Source organism: Burkholderia sp. Tr-20390, assembly GCF_017104595.1.
GTDB lineage: Bacteria > Pseudomonadota > Gammaproteobacteria > Burkholderiales > Burkholderiaceae > Burkholderia.
Genome location: NZ_JAAGPC010000064.1, coordinates 1 through 21,891, shown reverse-complemented (window position 1 = coordinate 21,891; position 21,891 = coordinate 1). Strand labels below are relative to the sequence as shown.

18 protein-coding genes and 2 pseudogenes are annotated in these 21,891 nt (G+C 68.4%); 7 read left to right on the top strand and 13 right to left on the bottom strand.

The window, feature by feature from the left end; translation table 11 throughout:
• Positions 1-52 precede the first annotated feature (52 nt).
• The 8 genes from G3N98_RS19040 to G3N98_RS19005 form a co-directional block, all read right to left on the bottom strand.
• Entirely contained in the window at positions 53-937 is an 885-nt protein-coding gene (locus G3N98_RS19040) for a MurR/RpiR family transcriptional regulator (protein WP_089425172.1), read from the bottom strand.
• Positions 938-1,244: 307 nt separating this feature from the next.
• The gene (locus G3N98_RS19035; RefSeq protein WP_089425171.1) at positions 1,245-2,417 is read right to left on the bottom strand and encodes a Gfo/Idh/MocA family oxidoreductase; all 1,173 of its coding nucleotides are present in this window, start codon (positions 2,415-2,417) and stop codon (positions 1,245-1,247) included.
• 53 nt (positions 2,418-2,470) lie between these two features.
• Positions 2,471-3,397 carry a TIM barrel protein gene (locus G3N98_RS19030; protein WP_089472622.1) on the bottom strand — a complete coding sequence of 309 codons (927 nt, stop codon included), beginning with the start codon at positions 3,395-3,397 and terminating at the stop codon, positions 2,471-2,473.
• Positions 3,398-3,429: 32 nt separating this feature from the next.
• The gene (locus G3N98_RS19025) at positions 3,430-4,443 is read right to left on the bottom strand and encodes a Gfo/Idh/MocA family oxidoreductase (protein WP_089430967.1); all 1,014 of its coding nucleotides are present in this window, start codon (positions 4,441-4,443) and stop codon (positions 3,430-3,432) included.
• Positions 4,444-4,502: 59 nt separating this feature from the next.
• Positions 4,503-5,414 carry a sugar phosphate isomerase/epimerase gene (locus tag G3N98_RS19020; RefSeq protein ID WP_206148910.1) on the bottom strand — a complete coding sequence of 304 codons (912 nt, stop codon included), beginning with the start codon at positions 5,412-5,414 and terminating at the stop codon, positions 4,503-4,505.
• 76 nt (positions 5,415-5,490) lie between these two features.
• Positions 5,491-6,516: an ABC transporter permease gene (locus tag G3N98_RS19015; RefSeq protein WP_089425167.1), complete on the bottom strand. Its 1,026-nt coding sequence runs from the start codon at positions 6,514-6,516 to the stop codon at positions 5,491-5,493.
• 26 nt (positions 6,517-6,542) lie between these two features.
• Complete coding sequence (locus tag G3N98_RS19010) at positions 6,543-8,126, bottom strand: sugar ABC transporter ATP-binding protein (protein WP_206148909.1); 1,584 nt, start codon at positions 8,124-8,126, stop codon at positions 6,543-6,545.
• Positions 8,127-8,194: 68 nt separating this feature from the next.
• Positions 8,195-9,121, bottom strand: a complete 927-nt coding sequence (locus G3N98_RS19005; protein ID WP_089473243.1) for a sugar ABC transporter substrate-binding protein — start codon at positions 9,119-9,121, stop codon at positions 8,195-8,197.
• A 317-nt stretch (positions 9,122-9,438) separates the two neighbouring features.
• Between G3N98_RS19005 and iolC the strand changes: the two genes are divergently transcribed.
• The 5 genes from iolC (at position 9,439) to G3N98_RS18980 (ending at position 15,758) form a co-directional block, all read left to right on the top strand.
• A complete protein-coding gene (iolC, locus tag G3N98_RS19000) occupies positions 9,439-11,397 on the top strand; it encodes a 5-dehydro-2-deoxygluconokinase (protein WP_206148908.1) in 1,959 nt (652 codons plus the stop codon).
• A gap of 40 nt (positions 11,398-11,437) precedes the next feature.
• The gene (gene iolD / locus G3N98_RS18995) at positions 11,438-13,321 is read left to right on the top strand and encodes a 3D-(3,5/4)-trihydroxycyclohexane-1,2-dione acylhydrolase (decyclizing) (RefSeq protein WP_206148907.1); all 1,884 of its coding nucleotides are present in this window, start codon (positions 11,438-11,440) and stop codon (positions 13,319-13,321) included.
• A gap of 62 nt (positions 13,322-13,383) precedes the next feature.
• Positions 13,384-14,313 (top strand): myo-inosose-2 dehydratase, encoded by a 930-nt coding sequence (gene iolE / locus G3N98_RS18990; protein ID WP_206148906.1) that lies wholly within the window; start codon positions 13,384-13,386, stop codon positions 14,311-14,313.
• Positions 14,314-14,365: 52 nt separating this feature from the next.
• Complete coding sequence (gene iolB, locus G3N98_RS18985; RefSeq protein ID WP_206148905.1) at positions 14,366-15,181, top strand: 5-deoxy-glucuronate isomerase; 816 nt, start codon at positions 14,366-14,368, stop codon at positions 15,179-15,181.
• 82 nt (positions 15,182-15,263) lie between these two features.
• On the top strand, positions 15,264-15,758 hold the full coding sequence (locus G3N98_RS18980) for a heme-degrading domain-containing protein (RefSeq protein WP_206148904.1): 495 nt from the start codon (positions 15,264-15,266) through the stop codon (positions 15,756-15,758).
• Between the two features lie 53 nt (positions 15,759-15,811).
• Here G3N98_RS18980 and G3N98_RS18975 read toward each other — a convergent pair whose 3' ends face one another.
• From G3N98_RS18975 to G3N98_RS18955, 5 genes are all read right to left on the bottom strand, one after another.
• Complete coding sequence (locus tag G3N98_RS18975) at positions 15,812-16,558, bottom strand: glucose 1-dehydrogenase (protein ID WP_089425159.1); 747 nt, start codon at positions 16,556-16,558, stop codon at positions 15,812-15,814.
• Between the two features lie 167 nt (positions 16,559-16,725).
• Complete coding sequence (locus G3N98_RS18970) at positions 16,726-17,430, bottom strand: ABC transporter ATP-binding protein (protein WP_206148903.1); 705 nt, start codon at positions 17,428-17,430, stop codon at positions 16,726-16,728.
• Positions 17,427-18,185 carry an ABC transporter ATP-binding protein gene (locus G3N98_RS18965; protein ID WP_206148902.1) on the bottom strand — a complete coding sequence of 253 codons (759 nt, stop codon included), beginning with the start codon at positions 18,183-18,185 and terminating at the stop codon, positions 17,427-17,429. The genes G3N98_RS18970 and G3N98_RS18965 overlap by 4 nt, the downstream gene beginning before the upstream one ends.
• 11 nt (positions 18,186-18,196) lie before the next feature.
• Entirely contained in the window at positions 18,197-20,008 is a 1,812-nt protein-coding gene (locus tag G3N98_RS18960; protein ID WP_206148901.1) for an ABC transporter permease, read from the bottom strand.
• Between the two features lie 40 nt (positions 20,009-20,048).
• Complete coding sequence (locus G3N98_RS18955) at positions 20,049-21,242, bottom strand: ABC transporter substrate-binding protein (protein WP_089474219.1); 1,194 nt, start codon at positions 21,240-21,242, stop codon at positions 20,049-20,051.
• 354 nt (positions 21,243-21,596) lie between these two features.
• On the opposite strand from G3N98_RS18955, the pseudogene G3N98_RS18950 reads away from it, so the two are divergent.
• Together G3N98_RS18950 and G3N98_RS18945 are read left to right on the top strand one after the other, a co-directional pair.
• Positions 21,597-21,779: pseudogene (locus G3N98_RS18950) on the top strand (LysR family transcriptional regulator); the annotation flags it as partial.
• Positions 21,764-21,891: pseudogene (locus tag G3N98_RS18945) on the top strand (8-amino-7-oxononanoate synthase); the annotation flags it as partial. The pseudogenes G3N98_RS18950 and G3N98_RS18945, both read left to right, overlap by 16 nt.

Sequence of the window (21,891 nt, the reverse complement as noted above, 5' to 3'; positions counted from 1 at the left end):
CGCCCGCTGCGCTGTCGCGCGGGCGGCACACCAGCAACACCGGCAGGAGGCGTCAGCCGGCCTGCGTGCCGTGCGCGCCGTCGGCGGTCGGCAGGTACGACAGTTCGAGCCGGTACGCGAGCGCGACGAACAGGCTCTGCGCAAGACCCATCGTGGCCGTCAACGCGCGGAAGCCGAACGTCGCGCTGTCCTGCACCATCAGCGTCACCTCGGCCTCCCGCGCCAGCGGACTCATCCGGCTGTCGGTGATCGCGATCAGCCGTGCGCCGCGCTGCACGGCCTGCTGCGCGACCTGCACGGTTTCCTCCGCATACGGCATGAACGAGATGACGATCATCACGTCGCCCTCGCGCACCGAGCGGATCTGCCCGAGATGCATGCTGCCGAGCGCGCTGAACAGCCCGATGCGCTTGTCGGTGTGCTGCAGCGCGTAGTCGAGATACACCGCAATCGGAAACGCGCGCCGCGAGCCCGCGATCCAGATCGCCTGCGTATCGGCGAGCAGGTCGACGGCCTGCGCGAGCGCCTGCGAATCGAGCGTCTGCCGCAGCTGCTGCATCCCGGCAATGCTGCCCTTGATGAATTCGTCGGCGATCTGCTCGGGCTGCAGGCTCGACGAGCCCGATTCGATCACGTCGCGCAGCCGCAGGTTGTACGCGCGCCCCGGCGCGATCTGCTGCGCGAGCCCCTCGCGGAACAGCTTCTGCATCTCGGAGAAGCCGGAAAAGCCGAAGTGCTTCGCGAAGCGCACGACAGCCGACGGCTGCACGCCGCACGCCTGCGCGAGCGTCTGGATGCCCTCCAGGCCAAGCTGGTCCCGATGCGTTTCCACGTGGCGCGCAATCACCTTCAGGCGATTGCTGAGGCCGTCGTACTCCTGCGTCAGGTGCTGCAGGAACTGCTCGACGGTGGCGGGAGGTTTCTCGGATGAACTCATCGGATAGCGCGAAGTTGACGGCCCCGATGTGCGCGCGATACTGGCGGGCGCGGCCCGGGACTCGACTGGAACCATGCATGAAGGGCGAATTTAATCACGTTTGCGACGCGGCCCGCGCCGCGTGCTCGCTCCCACGCGCTCGATCATCACTTGCCTACGCTCCACGGCAACGCTGGAAGCGATTGTCCAACGCTCACGCGGCGTCGTAAAGATTAGGGTGTCTACCAAGGCCGGCCGACGGCGCAAAGCCTTGCGCGACGGGCGCGCGGCGCACCGCAGCGGGCCCGTCGCGCGCGGTTCGACCGGTTCAACGATAGTCGACCCACACGCCGCCCGCATCGGCGGAGCGCACGCAGTTCTCGACCCAGCGCACGCCTTCCACGCCCGCATGGACGTCCGGATAGCGGATGTTCTTCAGTGCCGCGACGTCGCCGCGGTCGGCCGCATCCATCGCGAGCGCGAAGCGCGCATACAGATTCGACCAGGCCTCGAACAGCCCTTCCGGATGCCCGGCGCCGATGCGATCCTCGCGCAACGCGTGCGGATGCAGATAACCCATCCCGCGATCGAGCACCTGCGCCGGCTGCCCCTGCACTTCGTAGCGCAGCTGGTTCGGATGCTCGTCCCACCACTCGACGCTCGCCTTCGAGCCGATCACGCGCACCTTCTGGCTGTGCATCGAACCCGCGTTCACCGCGCTCGACCACACGTAGCCGACCGCACCCGTGTCGTATTCCATGATCGTGAACGCGTTGTCTTCCAGCGGCGCGCGGCTCTTCACGAAGCTCTGCCGCGAACACATCAGGCGCCGGATCTTAAGCTCGGGCGCCATCACCTCGGAGATGTACAGCGGATGCGTGCCGATGTCGCCGAGCACGTAGCTCGGGCCCGCGAACTTCGGGTCGACGCGCCAGCGCGCGGCCGCGCTCGCGGCCTCGACACCCTCGCTGTGGAACCCGTGCGCGAACTGCATCTGCACGATGCGAATTTCGCCGAGATCGCCGCGCGCGATCATCTCGCGCGCCTGCTCGATCATCTGGTGTCCGGAATAACCGTACGCGACGCCGACGATCCGGTTCTTCTCGACCGACAGCCGCTGCAGCGCCTCGGCCTCCTCGGTCGTGAAGCACAGCGGCTTCTCGCAGACCACGTGCAGCCCCGCGTTCAACGCGGCGCGGCAGATCTCGAAGTGCGTGTTGTTCGGCGTCGCGATCGAGACCGCGCGGATGCCGTCCGGGCGGCGCGCCTCGGCGTCGAACATCGTCGCGTAGTCGGGATAGCAGCGCTCGGCCGCGACGCCGAGCTTCACGCCGAACTGGCGGCCGCGTTCGGGATCGATGTCGAACGCGCCCGCGACCAGCTGGAAGCTGCCGTCGCGCAACGCGGCCGACCGGTGGCTGTAGCCGATCTGGCTGCCGAGCCCGCCGCCGACCATGCCCCAGCGAATCGAATGTCCAAGCAGAATCTGTCCGTCAATCATGATGAGGGTGTTCCTGGTCCGTGTTCAGTTCAGGGTGGGCGTGATGCGGTGGATCATGCGAAGCCGGCCGATGCGAGGAACGCGCGGCTCGCGGCGACGTCGCGCAGGCTCGTGCCGGCATTGCGCGGGTCGCGCTCCTGCTCGATCGTGATGTATCCCGCGTAGCCGATGTCGTCGAGCGCGTGCCGGATCGACCGGTAGTCGAGCACGCCGGTGCCGATCGGGCACATCACGCCGCGCGCGCACGCGGCGAAGAACGCGATGTGCTCGCCCATCACCGCGTCGTACACAGCCGCGTCGATGTCCTTGAAATGCACGTAGTCGAGGCGCGCCGCATGGCGGCGCAGCCACGCCTCCGGATCCATGCCCGAGTAGTACAGGTGCCCCGTGTCGAGACAGAGGCCGGCCGTGTCGGCCGGAATGTCGGCGACGATCCGGTCGATCTCGTCCGCGAACTCGATGTAGCCGCCCGCATGCGGATGAATCACCGTGCGCACGCCGAATTCGTCGCGCGCGATCGTCGCGATCTGCCGGATGTGGTCGACCATCGCCGCCCAGCGTTCGTCCGACAGCCGCGGCGCGCGATCGCCGTGGCCGGCCGCGTAGTCGCGTTCGTCGTGGCCCCAGTCCATCACGACGAGGTACGGCGCCGCATAGCGCTGGCCGTCCTGCGTCGGCAGCTTCGGCAGCCGCGTGATCAGCGCGCAGATCTCGCGCGTCTGGCGCAACAGGTTCGGCAGGTTCTCAGGCGACACGAGATCGTCGAAGATCGTGCCGGCGGTGATGCTCAGGCGTTGCCGTTCGAGCTCGGCGCTCACCACGTCGAGTTCGAGCGGGATGTAGCCGTACGGCCCGAGCTCGATGCCCGAGTAGCCGGCCTCGGCGGCTTCGGCAAGCACCTGCCGCCACGGCGGCAGGTGCGGGTTCTTCACGTCGTCGACACCCCAGCAGCACGGTGCGCAACCCATCTTCATCGTCATGTCGGTCAGTCCGGCAAGTAGGCGGCTGCGGTTCAGCCGCGATAGAACGCAGGGCGTTCGGCCATCGCGATCGGCTCGACCGCCCCGCTCTTTTGCGCACGCACGCAGGCGTCGGCCGCGACCGCCGCCGCGTAGCCGTCCCAGGCCGACGGCCCGGTGAGCGCATGCGCGCGCACGCCGTCGATGAACGCCTGCAGCTCGACGTCGTACGACGCGATGAAGCGCTCCTTCCAGTCGGTCATGATCTCGACCGACTGCCGCGCCGAATGCTTGAGCCCCACGGCCGGCGGATCGGGCAGCTTCGCGATGCCCTGCTCGCCGACCACCTCGCACTGGATGTCGTAGCCGTACTGGCAGTTCACGAAGATCTCGACGTCGATGCGCACGCCGCTCGCGGTTTCCAGCAGCACGATCTGCGGATCGGCGAGATGCGCGGACGCATGGCGCGTCTTCCTCGGATAGACGACCTGCGTGCTCACGTAGTCCTCGCCGAGCAGCCAGCGCAGCACGTCGAGCTCGTGGATCAGCGTGTCGGTGATCGCCATGTCGGTCGTGTAGCGCTCGCCGACCGACTGGTTGCGGTGCGCGCAATGCAGCATCAGCGGTGCGCCGATCTCGCCGCTGTCGATCACGCGCTTCAGCGCGCGATAGCCTTCGTCGTACGGCCGCATGAAGCCGACCTGCACGAGCCGCTTGCCGTGCGCGACTTCCGCTTCGACGATCCGCATGCAGCCTTCGGCCGTCACGGCGAGCGGCTTCTCGCAAAACACGGGCTTGCCGTGCGCGATCGCGTCGAGCACGAACGCTTCGTGCGTCGGCCCCCACGACGTGACGAGCACGGCCTGCACGTCGGCGGCGGCGACCACCTCGTGGCCGTCGCCGTAGATCTCGGCGTCGAGCCCATACTTCGTCACCGCGTCGCGCGCCTGCTGCGGATCGATGTCGTTGACGGCCACGACGCGCGCGCCGGACAGCGTGCGGGTCAGTCTGCGAATATGGTCCTGGCCGATCGCACCGCAGCCGATCACGCCGATTTGCAAGGTCATCTAACAGTCTCCACTCGTTCATTGGCGGTGCGGCACGCGCCGCACCGGTCAGTCATCCGTCAGCGCGCGGTACGATCGAAATGACGATCGACGTAGCGCTGGATCGTGTCGCGCATGTAGCGCGACGACGCTTCCGCACGGTCCTCCCACGCGAACACGCACGACGACATCACGCCGTCGAAGCCTGCCGCGCCGAGCGCGCGAAAGAACACGTCCCAGTCGATCTCGCCCTGCCCGATGTCGAGATGCTGGTGCACCCGAATCTGGTTCGAACCGGGCGGGTTCACGATGTAGCGCAGCTGGCTGCTCTTGCGATGGTCGAAGGTGTCGGCCACGCGCACGTGCGCGAGGATCGGCGCGGCCTGCGCGATCATCGCGGCCATGTCGTCACCGTAGTAGAACGTGTGCGGCGCGATGTACGACAGCTTCAGCGACGGCGAGCCGATGTTCGTGACGATGTCGATCGCGGGCTGCAACTGCTCGATCCAGTCCTCCGGATGCGGCTCGACCGACAGCACGATGCGTTCGCGCTCGAGGATCGGCAGCAGCTCGTCCATCGACCGGAACCACGCGGCTTCGCACAGCTCCTTCGGGTTCGCCCCCGACCGTTCGCCGACCGAGCGCTCGGGCGACGCGCCGCGCCCGAACTCCGACACCATCAGCGCGCACTCCATCTCGACCGCCACCTCGATCGCCTTCTTCCAGCAGCGCACCGCCCATTGCCGCTCGTCCTCGAACGGGCTCGCCCAGCGGTACATCGGTTGCAGCGACGCGAGGCCGACGCCGCTCGCGCGCATCGCCTGCCGGAACGCGGCCATCCGCTCGCGCGTCGCGCGCGGCATCACCCACCAGTCGAGAAAGTCGCTGCGCGGCGACAGCTCGATCTGGTCGTAGCCGAGCTCGGCCACCGCGTGCGGCAGGCGGTCGAGCGGCAGGTGGCGAATCATGTACGGGTCCAGCGCGATCTTCATCGAATATCCTCGACGGTGGCGGGTTCCAGGCGAAGGCAGCGGCACGTGCCACCCTCGACCTGCGATGCACGAAGGGTTAGCGGCGCTTCTTCTTGTTGCGGTACTGGTCGGCGATCACGGCCGCGACGATGATCGCGCCCTTGACCATCTCCTGGTAATACGCGTCGATGCGGATGAACGTGAAGCCCGACGTCATCACGCCGAGGATCAGCACGCCGATCACGGTGCCCGTCACGCGGCCGAGGCCCCCCGACAGCGACGTGCCGCCGATCACGACCGCCGCGATCGCATCGAGCTCGTACATCACGCCCATGCCCGACTGGCCGGAGATCGCGCGCGCGGCCGTCACGGTGCCGGCGATCCCGCTCAGCAGGCCCGCGATCGCGTAGACGAAGATCAGGTGGCGCGTGACGTTGATGCCCGATACGACCGCCGCATGACGGTTCGCGCCGATCGCATAGGTGTACTTGCCGAAACGCGTGTAGCGCAGCACGACGTGGAAGATCGCGGCGATCACGAGAAAGATGATCACCGGGTTGGCGCCCGCGCCGATGGCCGCGAACTGGTCGGTCAGCATCGACACCGGCATCCCGTTGGTGAACCACTTCGCGAAGCCGCGCGCGGCCACCATCGTGCCGAGCGTCGCGATGAACGGCGGGATGCCCGTCATCGCGATCAGCGAGCCGTTCAGCAGGCCGACCAGCAGCCCGACGCACACGCCGGCGAGCACGGGCCAGATGATCGGCAGGTCGGTCAGGTGCGGAAACACCGCGCGCGGGAAGTCGGACACCTGCGCGAGACTCGCCGAGACGACCGCCGCCGCGGCCACGACCGAGCCCGACGACAGGTCGATCCCGCTGGTGATGATCACGAGGTTCACGCCGACGGCGATGATGCCGATCACGGCCATCTGCAGCACGATGATCTCGAGCCGCTCGGTGTTGAACAGGAAGCTCTGGCCGACGACGATCCAGCCGACGATCTCGAAGAACAGGCTGATGCCGACGAGCACGAGGAAGATGCTCAGCTCGGGCGGCCACTTCGTGTGCCGCGTCTTGAGGGTCATGGTCTGCGCATCCGCGACCGGGTTCAGGTTGCCCATTGCTTTGTCTCCAATCTTGGTTCGGCTCAGCGCGACGCGAGATCCATGATGCGGACCTGGTCGGCGTCCTTGCGATCGACGATGCCGGTCATGCGCCCTTCGTGCATCACCATCACGCGATCGCTCATTCCCAGCACTTCCGGCATCTCCGACGAGATCATCAGCACCGCGACGCCCTTGCCGGCGAGCGCGCTGACGAGCCGGTGGATCTCGGCCTTCGCGCCGACGTCGATGCCGCGCGTCGGCTCGTCGAGGATCAGGATGCGCGGCTGCGTGAGCAGCCACCGGCCGATCAGCACCTTCTGCTGGTTGCCGCCCGACAGGTTCTGGATTTCCTCGTGCAACCCGGGCGACTTCACGCGCAGCATCCGGCTCATTGCCTCGCAGTCGCGCTTCAGCTGCGCCTGCCGCACGAAGTTGAACTTCACGTAGCGGTGGCTGAGCACCGCCGCTTCCATGTTCGCGAGCAGGTCGAGATTCAGGAAGCAGCCGGTGTCCTTGCGGTCTTCGGTGAGAAAGGCCATCCCGTGCTTCATCGCCTGCGCGGGCGTCGTGATGCGCACCGGCTTGCCGTCGATGCGGATCTCGCCCGACGTGGCCGGCACGACACCGAACAGCGCCTCCGCGACGTTCGAGCGCCCCGAGCCGACGAGGCCGGCCACGCCGAGGATCTCGCCCGCGCGCAGCTCGAAGCTCACGTCGCGGAACACGCCGTCGACGCCGAGGTTCCGCACCGACAGCACGACGTCGCCGATCGGCACCTCTTCCTTCGGGAACATCTGCGTGATCTCGCGCCCGACCATCATGCGGATGATGTCGTCGCGCGTGACGTCGCTCGATGCATGCGTGCCGATGTACTTGCCGTCGCGGAACACCGAGAACTCGTCGGCGATCTCGAACAGCTCGTTCATCTTGTGCGTGATGTAGACGATGCCCTTGCCCTGCTCGCGCAGCTGGCGAATGATCCGGAACAGGTGCGTGACTTCCTTGTCGGTCAACGCGGAAGTCGGCTCGTCCATGATCAGCACGTCGGAGTCGAACGACACCGCCTTCGCGATCTCGACCATCTGGCGGCTCGCGACCGTCAGCGTGCGCACGTCGGTTTCCGGATCGATGTCGATCGACAGCCGCTCGAACAGCTCGGCCGTCTGGCGGCGCAGCGCGGCGTGATCGATCAGGCCGAAACGGTTCTTCGGTTCGCGGCGGATCCAGATGTTCTCCGCGACCGTCATGTACGGCATCAGGTTGAGTTCCTGGTGGATCATCGCGATGCCGCGGTCGAGCGCGTCGAGCGGGCCGTTCAGCACGACCGGCTCGCCGTTGATCAGGATCTCGCCCTGGTCGGGCGTGTAGACGCCCGCGATGATCTTCATCAGCGTCGACTTGCCCGCGCCGTTCTCGCCCATCAGTGCGTGGACGGTGCCGCGGCGCACGCGGAACTGCACGCCGTCGAGCGCGACGACGCCGGGAAAGGACTTGCCGACACCGCGCACCTCGAGCACGCAGTCGGCCGCGGAAGAAGCCGGCGGGGCCGACGCGCCGGTCGAGCCGGACGAAGCGGCCCGCGCATCGTCGCCGGCCATCGGGCGCGCGACTCTGGCTGTAAACATGGACGTTCCTCGACAAGTCGTGCGCGAACCCGGTCGTGCCGGGCCCGCGCCATTCAACGGATCACCGGTCAATGCTTCGCGTACTGGTTCATGTTCTCGGGCGTCACGAGCTCGAACGGCACGTTCACGTAGCGGTCGACGGGCTGTTTCTTCGCGAGCTTGAGCGCGGCCGCGACGGCCTGCTGCCCCTGCCCGGATGCGTTCTGGTACACCGACACCTTCAGCTCGCCGCTCTTCATCGACGCGAGGCCGTCCGGCGTCGCGTCGATGCCGGCGACGATCGTCTTCGGCGTCCACTTGCGCGCGGCCTTCAGCGCGTTGATCGCGCCGATCGCCATCTCGTCGTTGTTGGAGATGATCGCGTCGTACTTCGTGCCGGAGCTCAGCCAGTTCATCGTGATGTCCTGGCCCTGCGTGCGGCTCCACTTGCCCTCGCGCTTGTCGACGATCTTCATGCCCGAGCAATCCTTCGTCGCGATCACGTCCTCGATGTCCTTGGTGCGGGCACGCGCCGACTCGTTGGACAGCTCGCCCATCAGCACGAGGAGGTCGCCCTTGCCGCCGAGCAGCTTGCACACCTGGCGCGCCTGCAGCGTGCCCGACTGCTTCTCGTCGGACGCGACCACCGCAACGCCCGCCGGCAGCTTGTCGAAATCGACCGGCTTGCGGTTCACGTACACGAGCGGGATCTTGGCCGCCGTCACCATCTTGGTGATCTTCGGCGTCGCGTCGGTATCGACCGCGTTCACGATGATCGCGTCGACCTTCTGCGCGATCATGTTCTGGACCTGGCTCAACTGCTTGCCGACGTCGTTGCCGCCGTCCTCGATCTGCACCGTCGCGCCGTCCTTCTTCGCCGAATCGGCGATGCTGTTGCGCAGGATGGTCAGGAACGTGTCGTCGAACGACGCCATCGTCACGCCGATCTTCTCGGCATGCGCGAGCGGCGCTGCCAGGATCGCGGCGGCCGCGACGGCCATCAGCTTGGTCTTCATGATCAATCTGTCTCCTCATCTCCGGGGGGCGGAAGACGGCGCGTTGCGCGCCGCCGGGCCGAGTCCGATCGAATCCGATACGGACTGAAGCATCCGGATGAAACTGTAGATCACTTCCTCGAAAATTTGGAAATTTATTTCTACGTGATTTCACCTAGGGAACTGGATTTCCAAAAAGTCTAGACTCCGTTCCGTAGCCCGATTCCTTGCGGCAGGCAGTCCCGCGTCGTGCAGCACACGATGCGAAGCGTCGCCCGAGGCTCGGTCCCCTAATCTGCCGGCATCGCCGAACGCCGGCCGCGAGCGTGACACGTGATATGAGCCTGCTGACCTTTCCGAGTGACCGCCCCATCGATCTCGCCTGCCTCGGCCGCGTGGCCGTGGATCTCTATGCGCAGCAGTACGGCAGCCGCCTGGAAGACGCGCGCAGTTTCCAGATGTATCTCGGCGGCTCGTCCGGCAACGTCGCGTTCGGCGTGGCCCGGCTCGGGCTGAAGACCGCGATGATCTCGCGCGTCGGCGACGAACAGATGGGCCGCTTCCTGCGCGAGACGCTCGAGCGCGAAGGCTGCGACACGAGCCAGTTGCAGACCGACCGCGAGCGCCTCACCGCGCTGGTGCTGCTCGGGCTGAAGGACCGCGACACGTTCCCGCTGCTGTTCGTGCGCGAGAACTGCGCGGACATGGCCGTGCGCGCCGACGAGATCAGCGAGGACTTCATCGCCGGCTGCCGCGCGCTCGCGATCACCGGCACGCACCTGTCGACGCCGGGCACGCGCGAGGCATCGCTGACCGCGCTCGGTTACGCGCGCCGCCATGGCGTCGTGCGGATTCTCGACATCGACTACCGGCCGGTGCTGTGGGGGCTGACCGCGCGCGGCGCGGGCGAAAACCGCTACGTGCCGGACGCGCAGGTGACGCGGCAGCTGCAGCAGGTGCTCGGCGAATTCGACCTGCTGGTCGGCACCGAGGAGGAATTCCTGATCGCGGGCGGCGTGCCGCACGACGTGATCGGCTCGTTGCAGGCGGTGCGCAAGATCACGAACGCGACGCTGGTCGTCAAGCGCGGCGCGCTCGGCTGCTGCGTGATCGAGGGCGACGTTCCCGAGCGCATCGACGATGCGCCGACCTTTCCCGGCGAGCGCGTCGAGGTGCTCAACGTGCTCGGCGCGGGCGATGCGTTCCTGTCGGGCCTGCTGTCGGGGCTGCTGCGTGGGCGCGACTGGGCCGAATCGACGCGCATCGCGAACGCGTGCGGCGCGATCGTCGTGTCGCGCCATGCGTGCTCCGCCGCGATGCCGACGCCGGCCGAGCTGGCACACTGGTTCGACGGCAGCCGCAATCCGGTGGTCGACGCCGACCACACGCTCGCGCACCTGCATCGCGTGACGGTGCCGCGCCGCGAATGGGACGACCTGTGCGTGATGGCGTTCGACCATCGCAGCCAGTTCTATGAACTCGCGGTGCAGGCCGGCGCGGACGAAGCGCGGATCAAGACCTTGAAGCGCCTGCTCGTGCGCGCGGTCGAACAGGTCGAGCGCGATCGCCACATCGAAGGCCATGTGGGCGTGCTGATCGACGGCGGCGGCTACGGCAGCGACGCGCTGGCGTCGGCCACCGGACGCGGCTGGTGGGTCGGCCGCCCGGTCGAGCTGCCGGGCTCGCGGCCGCTGCGTTTCGACGAAACGCGCTCGGTCGGCTCGTCGCTCACGCACTGGCCGACCGAACAGGTCGTGAAGTGCCTCGTGCACTATCACCCGGACGACCCGGTCGACCTGCGCGTCGAACAGGAGCAGCGCGTGCTGGAGCTGTGGGAAGCCACGCGCGCGAGCGGCAACGAGCTGCTGCTGGAAATGATTCCGCCGCGCGCGGTCACGCCGGCCGGCACCGAGGACGACGCGGTGCTGCGCACGATCGCGCGCTTCTACAACCTCGGCGTGAAGCCCGAATGGTGGAAGCTCACGCCGCTCACCGCCGACGGCTGGACGCGGCTCGCCGCGCTGATCGCCGAGCGCGACCCGCATTGCCGGGGCGCCGTGATCCTCGGGCTGAACCAGCCGCTGCAATACCTCGTCGACAGCTTCCGCTCGGCGACCAACCCGATCGTCAAGGGCTTCATGGTCGGGCGCACGCTGTGGGCGGATGCGTCGCTGAACTGGTTCGCCGGCCGGATCGACGACCAGGCGCTGATCGACGAAGTCGCCGGCAACTTCGCGCAACTGGTCGACGCGTGGCTCGGCCGCCGTGCCGCGGCCGCCCGCGCCGCCGCGGCCTGACGCGACGCCTGCGATGACCCTTTCCTCTTCACCGACCGACATGACCTCTACCGTGAGACTGACCGTCAGCCAGGCGCTCGTGCGCTACCTGGCCGCCCTGCGCGCCGAAGTCGTCCAGCCCGACGGCCGCACCGAGATCCTGCCGTACTGCGGCGGCGTGTTCGCGATCTTCGGCCACGGCAACGTGGCCGGGCTCGGCGAGGCGCTGCACGCGGAAAAGGACCGCCTTCCGACCTTCCGCGCGCACAACGAGCAAGGGATGGCCAATGCGGCCGTCGCGTTCGCGAAAGCGAATTTCCGCCAGCGGATGATGGCCGCGACGTCGAGCATCGGCCCCGGCGCGACCAACATGCTGACGTCGGCCGCGCTCGCGCACGTCGGCCGGCTGCCGCTGTTGCTGCTGCCCGGCGACGTGTTCGTGTCGCGGCTGCCCGACCCGGTGCTGCAGCAGGTCGAGGATTTCGAACAGGGCGACGTCAGCGCGAACGACTGCTTCCGGCCGGTCACGCGCTACTTCGACCGCATCACGTCGCCCGAGCAGTTGCTCGTCGCGCTGCCGCGCGCGATCCAGGTAATGACCGATCCCGCGCAGTGCGGCCCCGTGTGCCTCGCGCTGCCACAGGACGTGCAGACCTTCGCGTACGACTGGCCCGAGAATTTCTTCGCGCCGCCGGTGATCCGGATGCGCCGGCCGCCGGCCGACGCGCTCGAACTCGCCGATGCGCTCGACGTGCTGAAGGCCGCAAAGAAGCCGCTGATCGTCGCGGGCGGCGGCGTGCTGTACAGCCAGGCGTGGGATGCGCTGCGCGCGTTCGCCGATACGCATGGCGTGCCGGTCGCCGAATCGCAGGCCGGCAAGGGCAGCCTCGCGTGGGACCATCCGCTGAATCTCGGGTCGATCGGCGTGACGGGCTCGCCGGCCGCGAACCGTGCGGCCGCGCAGGCCGACGTGGTGTTCGCGGTCGGCACGCGGCTGCAGGACTTCACGACCGGCTCGCATGCGCTCTACGGCAATGCGACGCTATTGAGCCTGAACGTGCAGCCGTTCGACGCGGGCAAGAAACGCGGCCGGCAACTGGTGGCCGATGCGCGCACGGGCCTCGGCCAGCTGTCGGCCGCGCTGGCCGGCTGGCAGGCCGATCCGGCATGGACCGCCAGCAACCGCGACCAGGCCGCCGCATGGAACGCGCGCGTGACCGAGCTCACGACCCGCATTCCGAACGACACGCTCCCGTACGACGCGGAAGTGATCGGCGCGGTGCGCGACTCCGCGGCCGACGCGGGCCGCGACAGCGCGCGCGATGATCTCGTCGTGTGCGCGGCCGGCACGCTGCCGGCCGAACTGCACAAGCTGTGGCGCAGCGGCGCGCCGGGCAACTACCACATGGACTACGCGTACTCGTGCATGGGCTACGAGGTCGCGGGCGGCCTCGGCGCGAAACTCGCGCGGCCCGAACGCGAAGTGATCGTGATCGTCGGCGACGGTTCGTACATGATGCTGAACGCGGAACTCGCGACGTCCGTGATGCTCGGCCGCAAGCTCATCGTCGTGATCCTCGACAACCGCGGCTACGGCTGCATCGAGCGGCTGCAACTGAATTGCGGCGGCGCGAGCTTCAACAACATGCTCGACGACTGCGTGCCGGAAGGCGGCGAGCGCTCGACGATCGATTTCGCGATGCATGCGCGCGCGATGGGCGCCGAAGCCGTGCACGTGCGCGACATCGGCGAGCTGCGCAGCGAGATGAAACGCGCCCGCGCGGCGACGAAGAGCCAGGTGCTCGTGATCGACACCACGCACCGGCGCACGACCGACGACGGCGGCGCATGGTGGGAAGTCGCGGTGCCGCAAGTATCCGAGCGCGCCGGCGTCGACGCGGCGCACCGCGCGTATCTCGATGCGAAGACCCGGCAGCGGCGCTGATCGCGCGCACGGCCCACGAACCCCTCCCCGCGAACAACACATCCGAACCAAGGAAGCACGTCATGAGCTGGAACGTCCGCATCGGTATCAATCCCCTGTCGTGGATGAACGACGACCTGCCGTCGCTCGGCGGCGAGACGCCGCTCGAAACGGCGCTGAAGGAAGGCGCCGAAATCGGCTACGCGGGCTTCGAGCTCGGCAACAAGTTTCCGAAGACGGGCCCCGAGCTGAAGGCGAAGCTCGCCGAGTTCGGGCTCGTGTGCGTGTCGGGCTGGTATTCGGGCTTCCTCGCCGAGGTCGAGCCCGGCATGAGCGACGCCGATGCGGTCGCCGCCGAGATCGAGCGCTGCCGCGCGCACCTGACGAAGCTGAAGTACAACGACGTGAAGGTCGTCGTGTACGGCGAATGCGCGGGCACGATCCAGGGCAACATCGACACGCCGGTCGCGAAGCGCCCGCGCTTCGTCGACGACGCAGCCTGGCGACGCTACGCGGCGCGCCTCGACGCGTTCGGCGCGCACCTGCTCGACACGTACGGCATCAAGCTTGCCTACCATCACCACATGGGCGCGTACGTCGAGTCGCCCGACGACGTCGACCGGCTGATGGCGCTCACCGACCCGACGAAAGTGTTCCTGCTGTTCGACACCGGCCACGCGTATTTCGGCGGCGCGGCCGACCCGGTCACGCTGCTGAAGAAGCATCTGTCGCGCGTGGTTCACGTGCATTGCAAGGACGTGCGGCCGCAGGTCGTCACGCAGGCGCGCAACGACGGCTGGAGCTTCCTGAACGGCGTGATCAACGGCACCTTCACCGTGCCGGGCGACGGCGCGCTCGATTACGAAGCGACGCTGCACACGTTGAAGGACGCCGGCTACGAAGGCTGGCTCGTCGTCGAGGCCGAGCAGGATCCGGCCGTCGCGCCGAGCTATGCGTATGCGAAGAAGGGTTACGAATCGCTGCGCGCGATCGTCGACCGGTTGAGCGCGTGAACGCATGAACGCGTGAACGCATGAGCCCTACCCTGTTGCGGAGCCCCACCCCATGACGATTTCTCCCCTGCTGATCAAGGCCTCGGCCGACCGCGAGATCTGCAACGTCACGCCCGAGTCGGCCGGCTGGAAGCACGTCGGCTTCCGTGCGCTACGCCTGAAGGCCGCCGACACCGAAACGCTCGACACCGGCGCGCGCGAGCTGTGCGTCGTCGTGCTCACCGGCACGGTGCGTGCGGAGGTCGACGGCAACACCTACGATGCGCTCGGCAAGCGCGACAGCGTCTTCGAGGATGTATCGCCGGACGCGCTGTACGTGCCGGGCGGCAAGACGGTCAAGCTGGTCGCGACCCGCGATGCGGAAATCGCGCTGTGCACCGCGCCGTACGCGAGCGGCGACAAGCGCGTGCAACGCCTCGACGGCGAGCGGATGCGCCGCTCGGTACGCGGGCAAGGCACCAACACGCGCTACGTGTGCGACATCCTGATGGGGGACAACCCGGCGGCCGACCGCCTGCTCGTGGTCGAAGTCGTCACGCCGGCCAGCCATTCGAGCAGCTATCCGCCGCACAAGCACGACCGCGACGCGGCGCCTGACGAAACGTCGCTCGAGGAAACCTATTACCACCGGATCGATCCGCCGCAGGGTTTCGCGTTCCAGCGCGTGTACACGGACGACCGCAGCCTCGACGAAGCGTGCGCGGTCGAGGACCACGACGTCGTGATGGTGCCGCGCGGTTACCACCCGGTGGTCGCGCCGCACGGCTACAACCTGTACTACCTGAACGTGATGGCCGGGCCGAGCCGCGCGTGGGCGTTCAAGAACGATCCCGCGCACGAGTGGATGCTCGACGCCCCGAAGCGCTGATGGAAAGACGGGCCCGCGCGCGGCCCGTGACGATGCGACGCCCGGCACGCGCACCCAGCGCCGGCGACGCCACGGAGCCGCCATGGTGACGACCCTCTTTCGCCTCGAACCCCATCCCTTCGACGACGACGCGTCGAACCCTGTGCTGCCGCGCTTCGATGCGGCCGTTGCGCGCCGGTTGGGTGAAATCACCGTCAATCTTGCGTCGCGCCGCGGGCTGCCGATCGCGGTGAGCATCGTCGGCGAGCAAGCGCCGCTGTTCTACTGCGCGCTCGACGGCAGCGATGCCGGCGACAGCGACGCGATCCGCCGGCGGCAAAACACGGTATTGCGCTTCGGCCTGAGTTCGCTCGCGGTCGGCGAGCGGTTTCGCCGCGCCGGCTGGTCGCTGCAGTCGCAGGGGCTGTCGGACGACGACTATGCGCTCGACGGCGGCGGCGTGCCGTTGCGGATCGCCGGCACCGGCATCGTCGGCGCGATGACGATCGCGGGTCTCGACTCCGAGCACAATCACGCGCTCGTCGTCGAGAGCCTGCAGTGGCACGTCGGCCGTTACGCGCTCGCGATGCACGCGTAACGAAACGGGCGGCACGACCGGCGCACGCGCGCCGCTGCACCGCCCTCGCCGGATCAGTTCAACCCGCCGCTCACGACGAGATGCTCGCCGGTCATCCAGCGCGCATCGTCCGACGCGAGGAACACGGCGACCGACGCGATGTCGTCCGGCTCGCCGAGGCGGCCGAGCGGCGTCTGGCCGAGCACCTGCGCTTCGAGATCGGAACCGATGATGCCCGCGCTGTGCGTGCCTTCGGTCACGACCATCCCCGGGTTGATCGCGTTCACGCGGATCTTGCGCGGCGCGAGTTCGAGCGCGAGCACGCCGGTGATCGCGTCGACCGCGCCCTTGGTGCCGCTGTACACGGCGCTGGCGGGCGGCGTGATGCTGGTCACCACCGAACTGATGTTGATGATGCTCGCACCTTCGCCGAGATGCTTGACCGCGGCCTGCGTGGTCAGCAGCACGCCGAACACGTTCGTGTCGAACTGCCGGCGGTAGTGCTCTTCGGTGATCGCTTCGATCGGCGCGAATTCGTACACGCCGGAATTGTTGACGAGCACGTCCAGACGCCCGTACGTGTCGATCGCCGTATCGACGATGCGTTGCGCGTCGGCTGCCTTCGACACGTCGCCGCCAACCGCGACCGCGCGGCCGCCGGCTTCGACGATCGCGCTCACCACCGCATCGGCGCCCGCCTTGCTGCTCGCGTAGTTGACGACGACCGACGCGCCTTCCGCGGCCAATGCCTTCGCGATCGCCGCGCCGATGCCCTTCGAGCCGCCCGTGACGATCGCGACCTTGTTTGCCAGCTTGCTCATGATTTCATTCCTCAGTCAGAAGACTTTCGATGGAGGGTGCCGGTTGCCGCGTCGTTGCGTCGATATGCAACCGGTATGACTGGCAATTTACTGTGCGGTACCGCGGCGATAAAGCGGCTCGACGCGAATTGACTGGCGGAGTTTTCTGAACAATCGCTCGCGCGCCGTCAGCCGGCGCTCAGCCATGCGTTCGCGACCTCGCCGCCCAGGCCGTCCAGCGCACCGTCATAGACGATCCGTCCGCGCCCCATGACCGCGACGCGCCGCGCGAGCCGCGGCGCGAACTGCAGCCGCTGCTCGATCAGCACGATCGCGACACCGTCGGCCTGCAGCGCGGCGAGGCACGCGCCGACTTCGTCGACGGCCAGCGGCGCGAGCCCTTCGGCCGGTTCGTCGACGATCAGCACGCGCGGGCGGCCGGCCAGCGCCCGCACCAGCGCGAGCACCTGCTGCTCGCCGCCCGACAGCCGCCCCGCTTTCACGTCCGCGCGCGCGGCCAGCAACGGAAAGCGGTCGAACAACCGTTCGAGCGCCGTGCGTTCGGCCGCGCCGCTGACGCCGCGCAGCCCGAGCCGCAGGTTGTCGCGTACCGTCAGCAGCGGAAACACGTCGCGGCTTTCGGCGACGTAAGCAACGCCGCGCCGCGCGATCTCGAACGTGCGCGTCCCCACGCATTCGGCGCCGCCGATGCGCACCGAGCCGGCCGTGCGCACGAGCCCCATCACGGCCTTCGCGAGCGTCGAGCGCCCCGAGCCGTTGCGGCCGAGCAGCGCGAGCGTCTCGCCTGGCGCGAGCGCGAGATCGACGCCGTCGAGCACGGGTTGCAGCCCGTACCATGCGCGCAGGTCGCGGATATCGAGCAGCGCGCTCATGGGCCGCCCTCGCCCAGATAGGCGGCCCGCACGGCCGGATCGGCGCGGATCGCATCGGGCGCGCCGGTCGCGACCACCGTGCCGCGCACGAGCACCGTGATGCGTTCGGCGAAACCGAACACCGCATCCATGTCGTGTTCGATCAGCAGGACCGTGCGCCCCTGCGTCGTCGCACGAATCAGCGCGATCATCCGCGCCGCCTGCGCGCGGCTCATCCCGGCCGTCGGCTCGTCGAGCAGCAGCGTGCGCGCGCCGCTCGCGAGTGCGATCCCGAGATCGAGCGCGCGCTGTTCCGCATAGCTCAGTTCGCCGGCCGGCGTGTCGCGGTGCGCATCGAGGCCGATGTCGTGCAGCACGCGAGCGGCCGCGAGATCGACCGACGCCGATTCGCGCAGCCGGTTCCACCAGCGCCGCCGCTCAGCCGGCGCATGCAGCGCCGCGCAGCGCAGGTTGTCGAACACGGTCAGCCGCGCGAACGCGCTCGTCTGCTGGAAACTGCGGCCGATGCCGAGCCGGCTCGCGACGACCGGCCCGCGCCCGCGCAGCTCGACGCCATGCAGCACGACGCGCCCGCGCGTGGGCCGCACCGCACCGGCGATCACGCCGAACAGCGTCGACTTGCCCGCGCCGTTCGGCCCGATCACGCTCAGCAGTTCGCCTTCGGCGAGTGACAGGCTCGCGCCGTCGAGCGCGGTCACACCGTCGAAGCGGCGCGTCAGGCCCTGCACGTCGAGCAAGGGTGGATGGGTGGTCATCGCGTTCCTCCTCACACCGTGCCGAGCAGGCCCTGCGGCCGGAACCGGACGAGCAGCAACAGCACGAGGCCGTAGATCAGCATCCGGTAGTCGGCCGCCCAGCGGAACAGCTCGGGCAGCCCGATCAGCGCGATCGCGCCGGCGATGCCGCCGAGCACGTTGCCGAGCCCGCCGAGGATCACCATCGTCAATGCGAGGATCGACACCTGCGAATCGAAGGTCTGGTGATTGATGTAGCTGTACAGGTGCGCGGCGATCCCGCCGCTCACGCCGGCCGCGACGCCGCCGACCGCGAACGCGATCGCCTTGTAGCGGTTCGGTGCGATGCCGTGCGCACGCGCGGCGACGTCGTCCTCGCGCACCGCGCGCAGCGTGCGGCCGAGATGCGAGCGCAGCAGCCGCACCTGCACGAGCGCGAACACGACGAGCACCGCGAACGTGAACCAGTACGCGGCACGCGCGGTCGTCGCCCACGGCAGCGGCGCGATGCCGGTGATGCCGAGCGGGCCGCGCGTGAGGCCGTCCCAGTTCAGGATCACGAGGCTCACCACTTCGCCGATGCCGAGCGTCGCGATCGACACGTAGTGCCCGCGCAGCCGGAACGCCGGATACACGAGCAGCGTGCCGAGCACGGCGGTGATCACGCCCGCGCACGGAATCGTCACGGCCGGCGACCAGCCGAGATCCGACGACAGCAGCGCCGACGCATACGCGCCGATCACGAGCAGCGCCGCGTGGCCAAGCGAGATCTGCCCGACCGTGCCCGCCACCAGCGTGAGACTCAACGCGAGCAGCCCGTACAGCCACGCGTTGGTCAGCGTCTGCAGCACGTATGGCGACGCGCCGAGCCACGGCAGCACGGCCGCCGCCACGATCAGCGCAACGAGGACCGGACGCGGCACGCGCACGGCCTTCGCGGCCGCGAGGAAGGTGCCCGTCATCGGCTCGGGCGGCAGCGCGCGGTTCGCGCTGAACAGCCCGTTCGGCCGCCACACGAGGAACACGATCAGCAGCCCGAACGCGAACAGGTCGCGATAGCTGGTGCCGAACAGCGCGACGCCGTAGCTTTCGACGAGACCGAGCAGCAGGCTGCCCGCGATCGCGCCCGGCACGTTGCCGAGCCCGCCGATCAGCAGCGCGACCACGCCCTTCAGCGTGGCCTGGAAGCCCATCGCCGGATCGATGCTGTTGTAGTACATGCCGACCAGCAGCCCGCTCACGCCGCCGAGCGCGCACGCGATCGCGAACACGGTCTGGTTCACGCGGTCGACGTCGACACCCATCTGCAGCGCCGCGTCGCGATCCTGCGCGGTCGCGCGCACGGCCCAGCCGAGCCGTGTGAAGCGCAGGAAGCCGTACAGCAGCGCGGCCGCCGCGATACCGATGCCCGCGATCAGCAGGTCGAGCGAGCCGAGCGTCGCGCCGGCGATCCGCAGATGCCAGTCGGGCAGCGGCGTCGGCACCGCGCGCGGGTCGGCGCCGAACGCGAGCTGCGCGAGCTGGTCGAGGATGAAGCTGATGCCGATCGTCGCGAGCAGCGGCGCGATGCGTGCCGCGTGGCGCAGCGGCCGCAAGCCGATCCGTTCGATCGCGATGCCGAGCGCACCGCACCCGACGACGACCGCCGCCAGTGCGACCGGCAGCGGCAGCCCGAAGCGCGTCAGGCACAGCCAGCCGATGAACGCGCCAACCATGTAGACCGAGCCGTGCGCGAAGTTGATCAGGTGCGACACGCCGAAGATCAGCGCGAGCCCGACCGCGAGCAGCGCGTAGATGTTGCCGACGATGAGGCCGTTGAGCGTGTAGTCGAGCCAGGAAGCCATCACGATGCGTCCGTTACATGCATGCTGTTCAGCGCCGGGTTCAACGCGCGGCGAGCTGCGGTTTCGCGCCGTCCCACAGCGCCCACTGCCCCTGCTTCACGACCAGATACACGGTGCGTGCGCCCGCGACGCGGCGCGTCTGCGGATCGAAGCGCACCTTGCCGAAGATCACGCTCGGCACGTCGCTGATTTTCGCGAAGCCGTCGTGCGCGGCCTGGCGCGTCGTGCCGTAGCGGCGCAGCACTTCCGCCGACAGGATCAGCGCATCGTATGCACGCGCGACGAACGAATCGGGATCGGCGTGGAATTTCGCGCGATAGCGCTGCACGAACGCCTGCACCTCGGGGCGCGGTTCGGCCGGGAAGAAGTTCGATTCGGTATAGACGCCGTCGACGGCCGTGCCACCCAGTTCGAGGAACTTCGGCGAGTACACGGAGCCGACCGCCGCGATCGGCAGCGTGAGCCCCGATGTACGCGCCTGGCGCACGATCTGCGCACCGTCCGCGTAGTAAGAGATCAGCACGATCGAATCGGGCTTCGATTCGCCGATGCGCACGAGCGTCGAGCGGAAATCCTTCTCCGCCGGCTGATAGCCTTCGGCCGCGACGACCTGCGCGCCGAGCCCGGCCACCGCCTTCGCGAAGATGTCCTTGCTGGTGCGGCCCCAGTCGGTGTTCAGGTACAGCACCGCGATCCGCTTGAAGCCGAGCTCCTTCACCGCGTAGCGCGCGAGCAGCGGCTGCTCCTCGGCCTGGCTCAGCGCGGTGCTCCACAGATAGTCGCCGCCCTTCGTGAAGTCCGGATGCGAGTTCGTGAAGCCGAACTGGATCAGCTGCCCGCGCTGGTAGATCGGCGATGCGGCCATCGACGTCGCGCTGGAGAAGTCGCCCAGCTCGATCGCGATGCGCGGATCGGCGACGAACTTCTGCGCGATCGCCACGGCCTGGCGCGGGTCGCTGCGGCTGTCCTGGAAGTCGACCGCGAGCGGACGGCCGTGAATGCCGCCGCTGCCGTTGATCTCGTCGAGCGCGAGATCGAAGCCGCGCTTCCATTGTTCGCCGTACTGCGCATCCTGCCCCGTCAGCGGCCCGCTCACGCCGATCACCACCGGCTCGCCCGACACGCCCGCCGCGAGCGCGCCGCCCGTCGACAAGCCCCATGCGGCAGCGAGCGCCGCCACCGTGCCCAGCACGCGCCGCCATGCGCCGCGTGCGTCGTTCCCCGAAACGTTCATGCGTCCCCCAGCCTCAGTCAGTCGAAAAGAGTGAGGGCATGTAACCACCCGGTTCAGGACGATCCAACGAAGTTTTGCGCATATCGATATCGTGCGCGGCGCGAAGGCGTGATGCTGGCGAGCGGCCATCCGCACTCCCCGCCTCGCGCGATGTATCCGCATGCAACGCATCACGTTGATTCGATTGGCGTTTCGTTCACGGCGCCGATCGCAACCCACGCTCGGGCACGCACCACCGGCCTTCGCAACGATCGGGCCCTTCGCAGTTTTCGCGCTGTCGATAGCAAAAATCATTATATTAATCACGCATGCTCACACTTCTACAATGCGCAAATCGCATCATCGGAAGGTGTCATGGAGCTGCATCAACTCGAAGCCTTTTCCGCGGTCATGTCGGCCGGCAGCGTGACCGGCGCGGGCGAACTGCTCGGCCGCTCGCAGCCGGCTGTCACGCGGCAGATCCAGGAGCTCGAAGCCGATCTTGGCTACGCGCTGTTCGACCGGCACGGCCCGCGCGTCACGCCGACGCGCCGCGCGCGCTGTACTTCAGCACCGGCTACATGGCGAACCTCGCCGCGATGACGGCGCTCACCGGCAAAGGCGCAACGATCTTCTCCGACGCGCTGAACCACGCGTCGCTGATCGACGG

What these genes read in the sequence shown, in the direction of transcription:
- G3N98_RS19015 (WP_089425167.1), bottom strand. Translation starts at nt 6,516, where the DNA reads ATGGGCAACCTGAACCCGGTCGCGGATGCGCAGACCATGACCCTCAAG.
- G3N98_RS18970 (WP_206148903.1), bottom strand. Translation starts at nt 17,430, where the DNA reads ATGAGCGCGCTGCTCGATATCCGCGACCTGCGCGCATGGTACGGGCTG.
- G3N98_RS19025 (WP_089430967.1), bottom strand. Translation starts at nt 4,443, where the DNA reads ATGACCTTGCAAATCGGCGTGATCGGCTGCGGTGCGATCGGCCAGGAC.
- G3N98_RS18980 (WP_206148904.1), top strand. Translation starts at nt 15,264, where the DNA reads ATGGTGACGACCCTCTTTCGCCTCGAACCCCATCCCTTCGACGACGAC.
- iolC (WP_206148908.1), top strand. Translation starts at nt 9,439, where the DNA reads ATGAGCCTGCTGACCTTTCCGAGTGACCGCCCCATCGATCTCGCCTGC.
- G3N98_RS19030 (WP_089472622.1), bottom strand. Translation starts at nt 3,397, where the DNA reads ATGACGATGAAGATGGGTTGCGCACCGTGCTGCTGGGGTGTCGACGAC.
- G3N98_RS18960 (WP_206148901.1), bottom strand. Translation starts at nt 20,008, where the DNA reads ATGGCTTCCTGGCTCGACTACACGCTCAACGGCCTCATCGTCGGCAAC.
- G3N98_RS18965 (WP_206148902.1), bottom strand. Translation starts at nt 18,185, where the DNA reads ATGACCACCCATCCACCCTTGCTCGACGTGCAGGGCCTGACGCGCCGC.
- iolE (WP_206148906.1), top strand. Translation starts at nt 13,384, where the DNA reads ATGAGCTGGAACGTCCGCATCGGTATCAATCCCCTGTCGTGGATGAAC.
- G3N98_RS19035 (WP_089425171.1), bottom strand. Translation starts at nt 2,417, where the DNA reads ATGATTGACGGACAGATTCTGCTTGGACATTCGATTCGCTGGGGCATG.
- G3N98_RS19010 (WP_206148909.1), bottom strand. Translation starts at nt 8,126, where the DNA reads ATGTTTACAGCCAGAGTCGCGCGCCCGATGGCCGGCGACGATGCGCGG.
- G3N98_RS19005 (WP_089473243.1), bottom strand. Translation starts at nt 9,121, where the DNA reads ATGAAGACCAAGCTGATGGCCGTCGCGGCCGCCGCGATCCTGGCAGCG.
- G3N98_RS18955 (WP_089474219.1), bottom strand. Translation starts at nt 21,242, where the DNA reads ATGAACGTTTCGGGGAACGACGCACGCGGCGCATGGCGGCGCGTGCTG.
- G3N98_RS19040 (WP_089425172.1), bottom strand. Translation starts at nt 937, where the DNA reads ATGAGTTCATCCGAGAAACCTCCCGCCACCGTCGAGCAGTTCCTGCAG.
- iolD (WP_206148907.1), top strand. Translation starts at nt 11,438, where the DNA reads ATGACCTCTACCGTGAGACTGACCGTCAGCCAGGCGCTCGTGCGCTAC.
- iolB (WP_206148905.1), top strand. Translation starts at nt 14,366, where the DNA reads ATGACGATTTCTCCCCTGCTGATCAAGGCCTCGGCCGACCGCGAGATC.
- G3N98_RS18975 (WP_089425159.1), bottom strand. Translation starts at nt 16,558, where the DNA reads ATGAGCAAGCTGGCAAACAAGGTCGCGATCGTCACGGGCGGCTCGAAG.
- G3N98_RS19020 (WP_206148910.1), bottom strand. Translation starts at nt 5,414, where the DNA reads ATGAAGATCGCGCTGGACCCGTACATGATTCGCCACCTGCCGCTCGAC.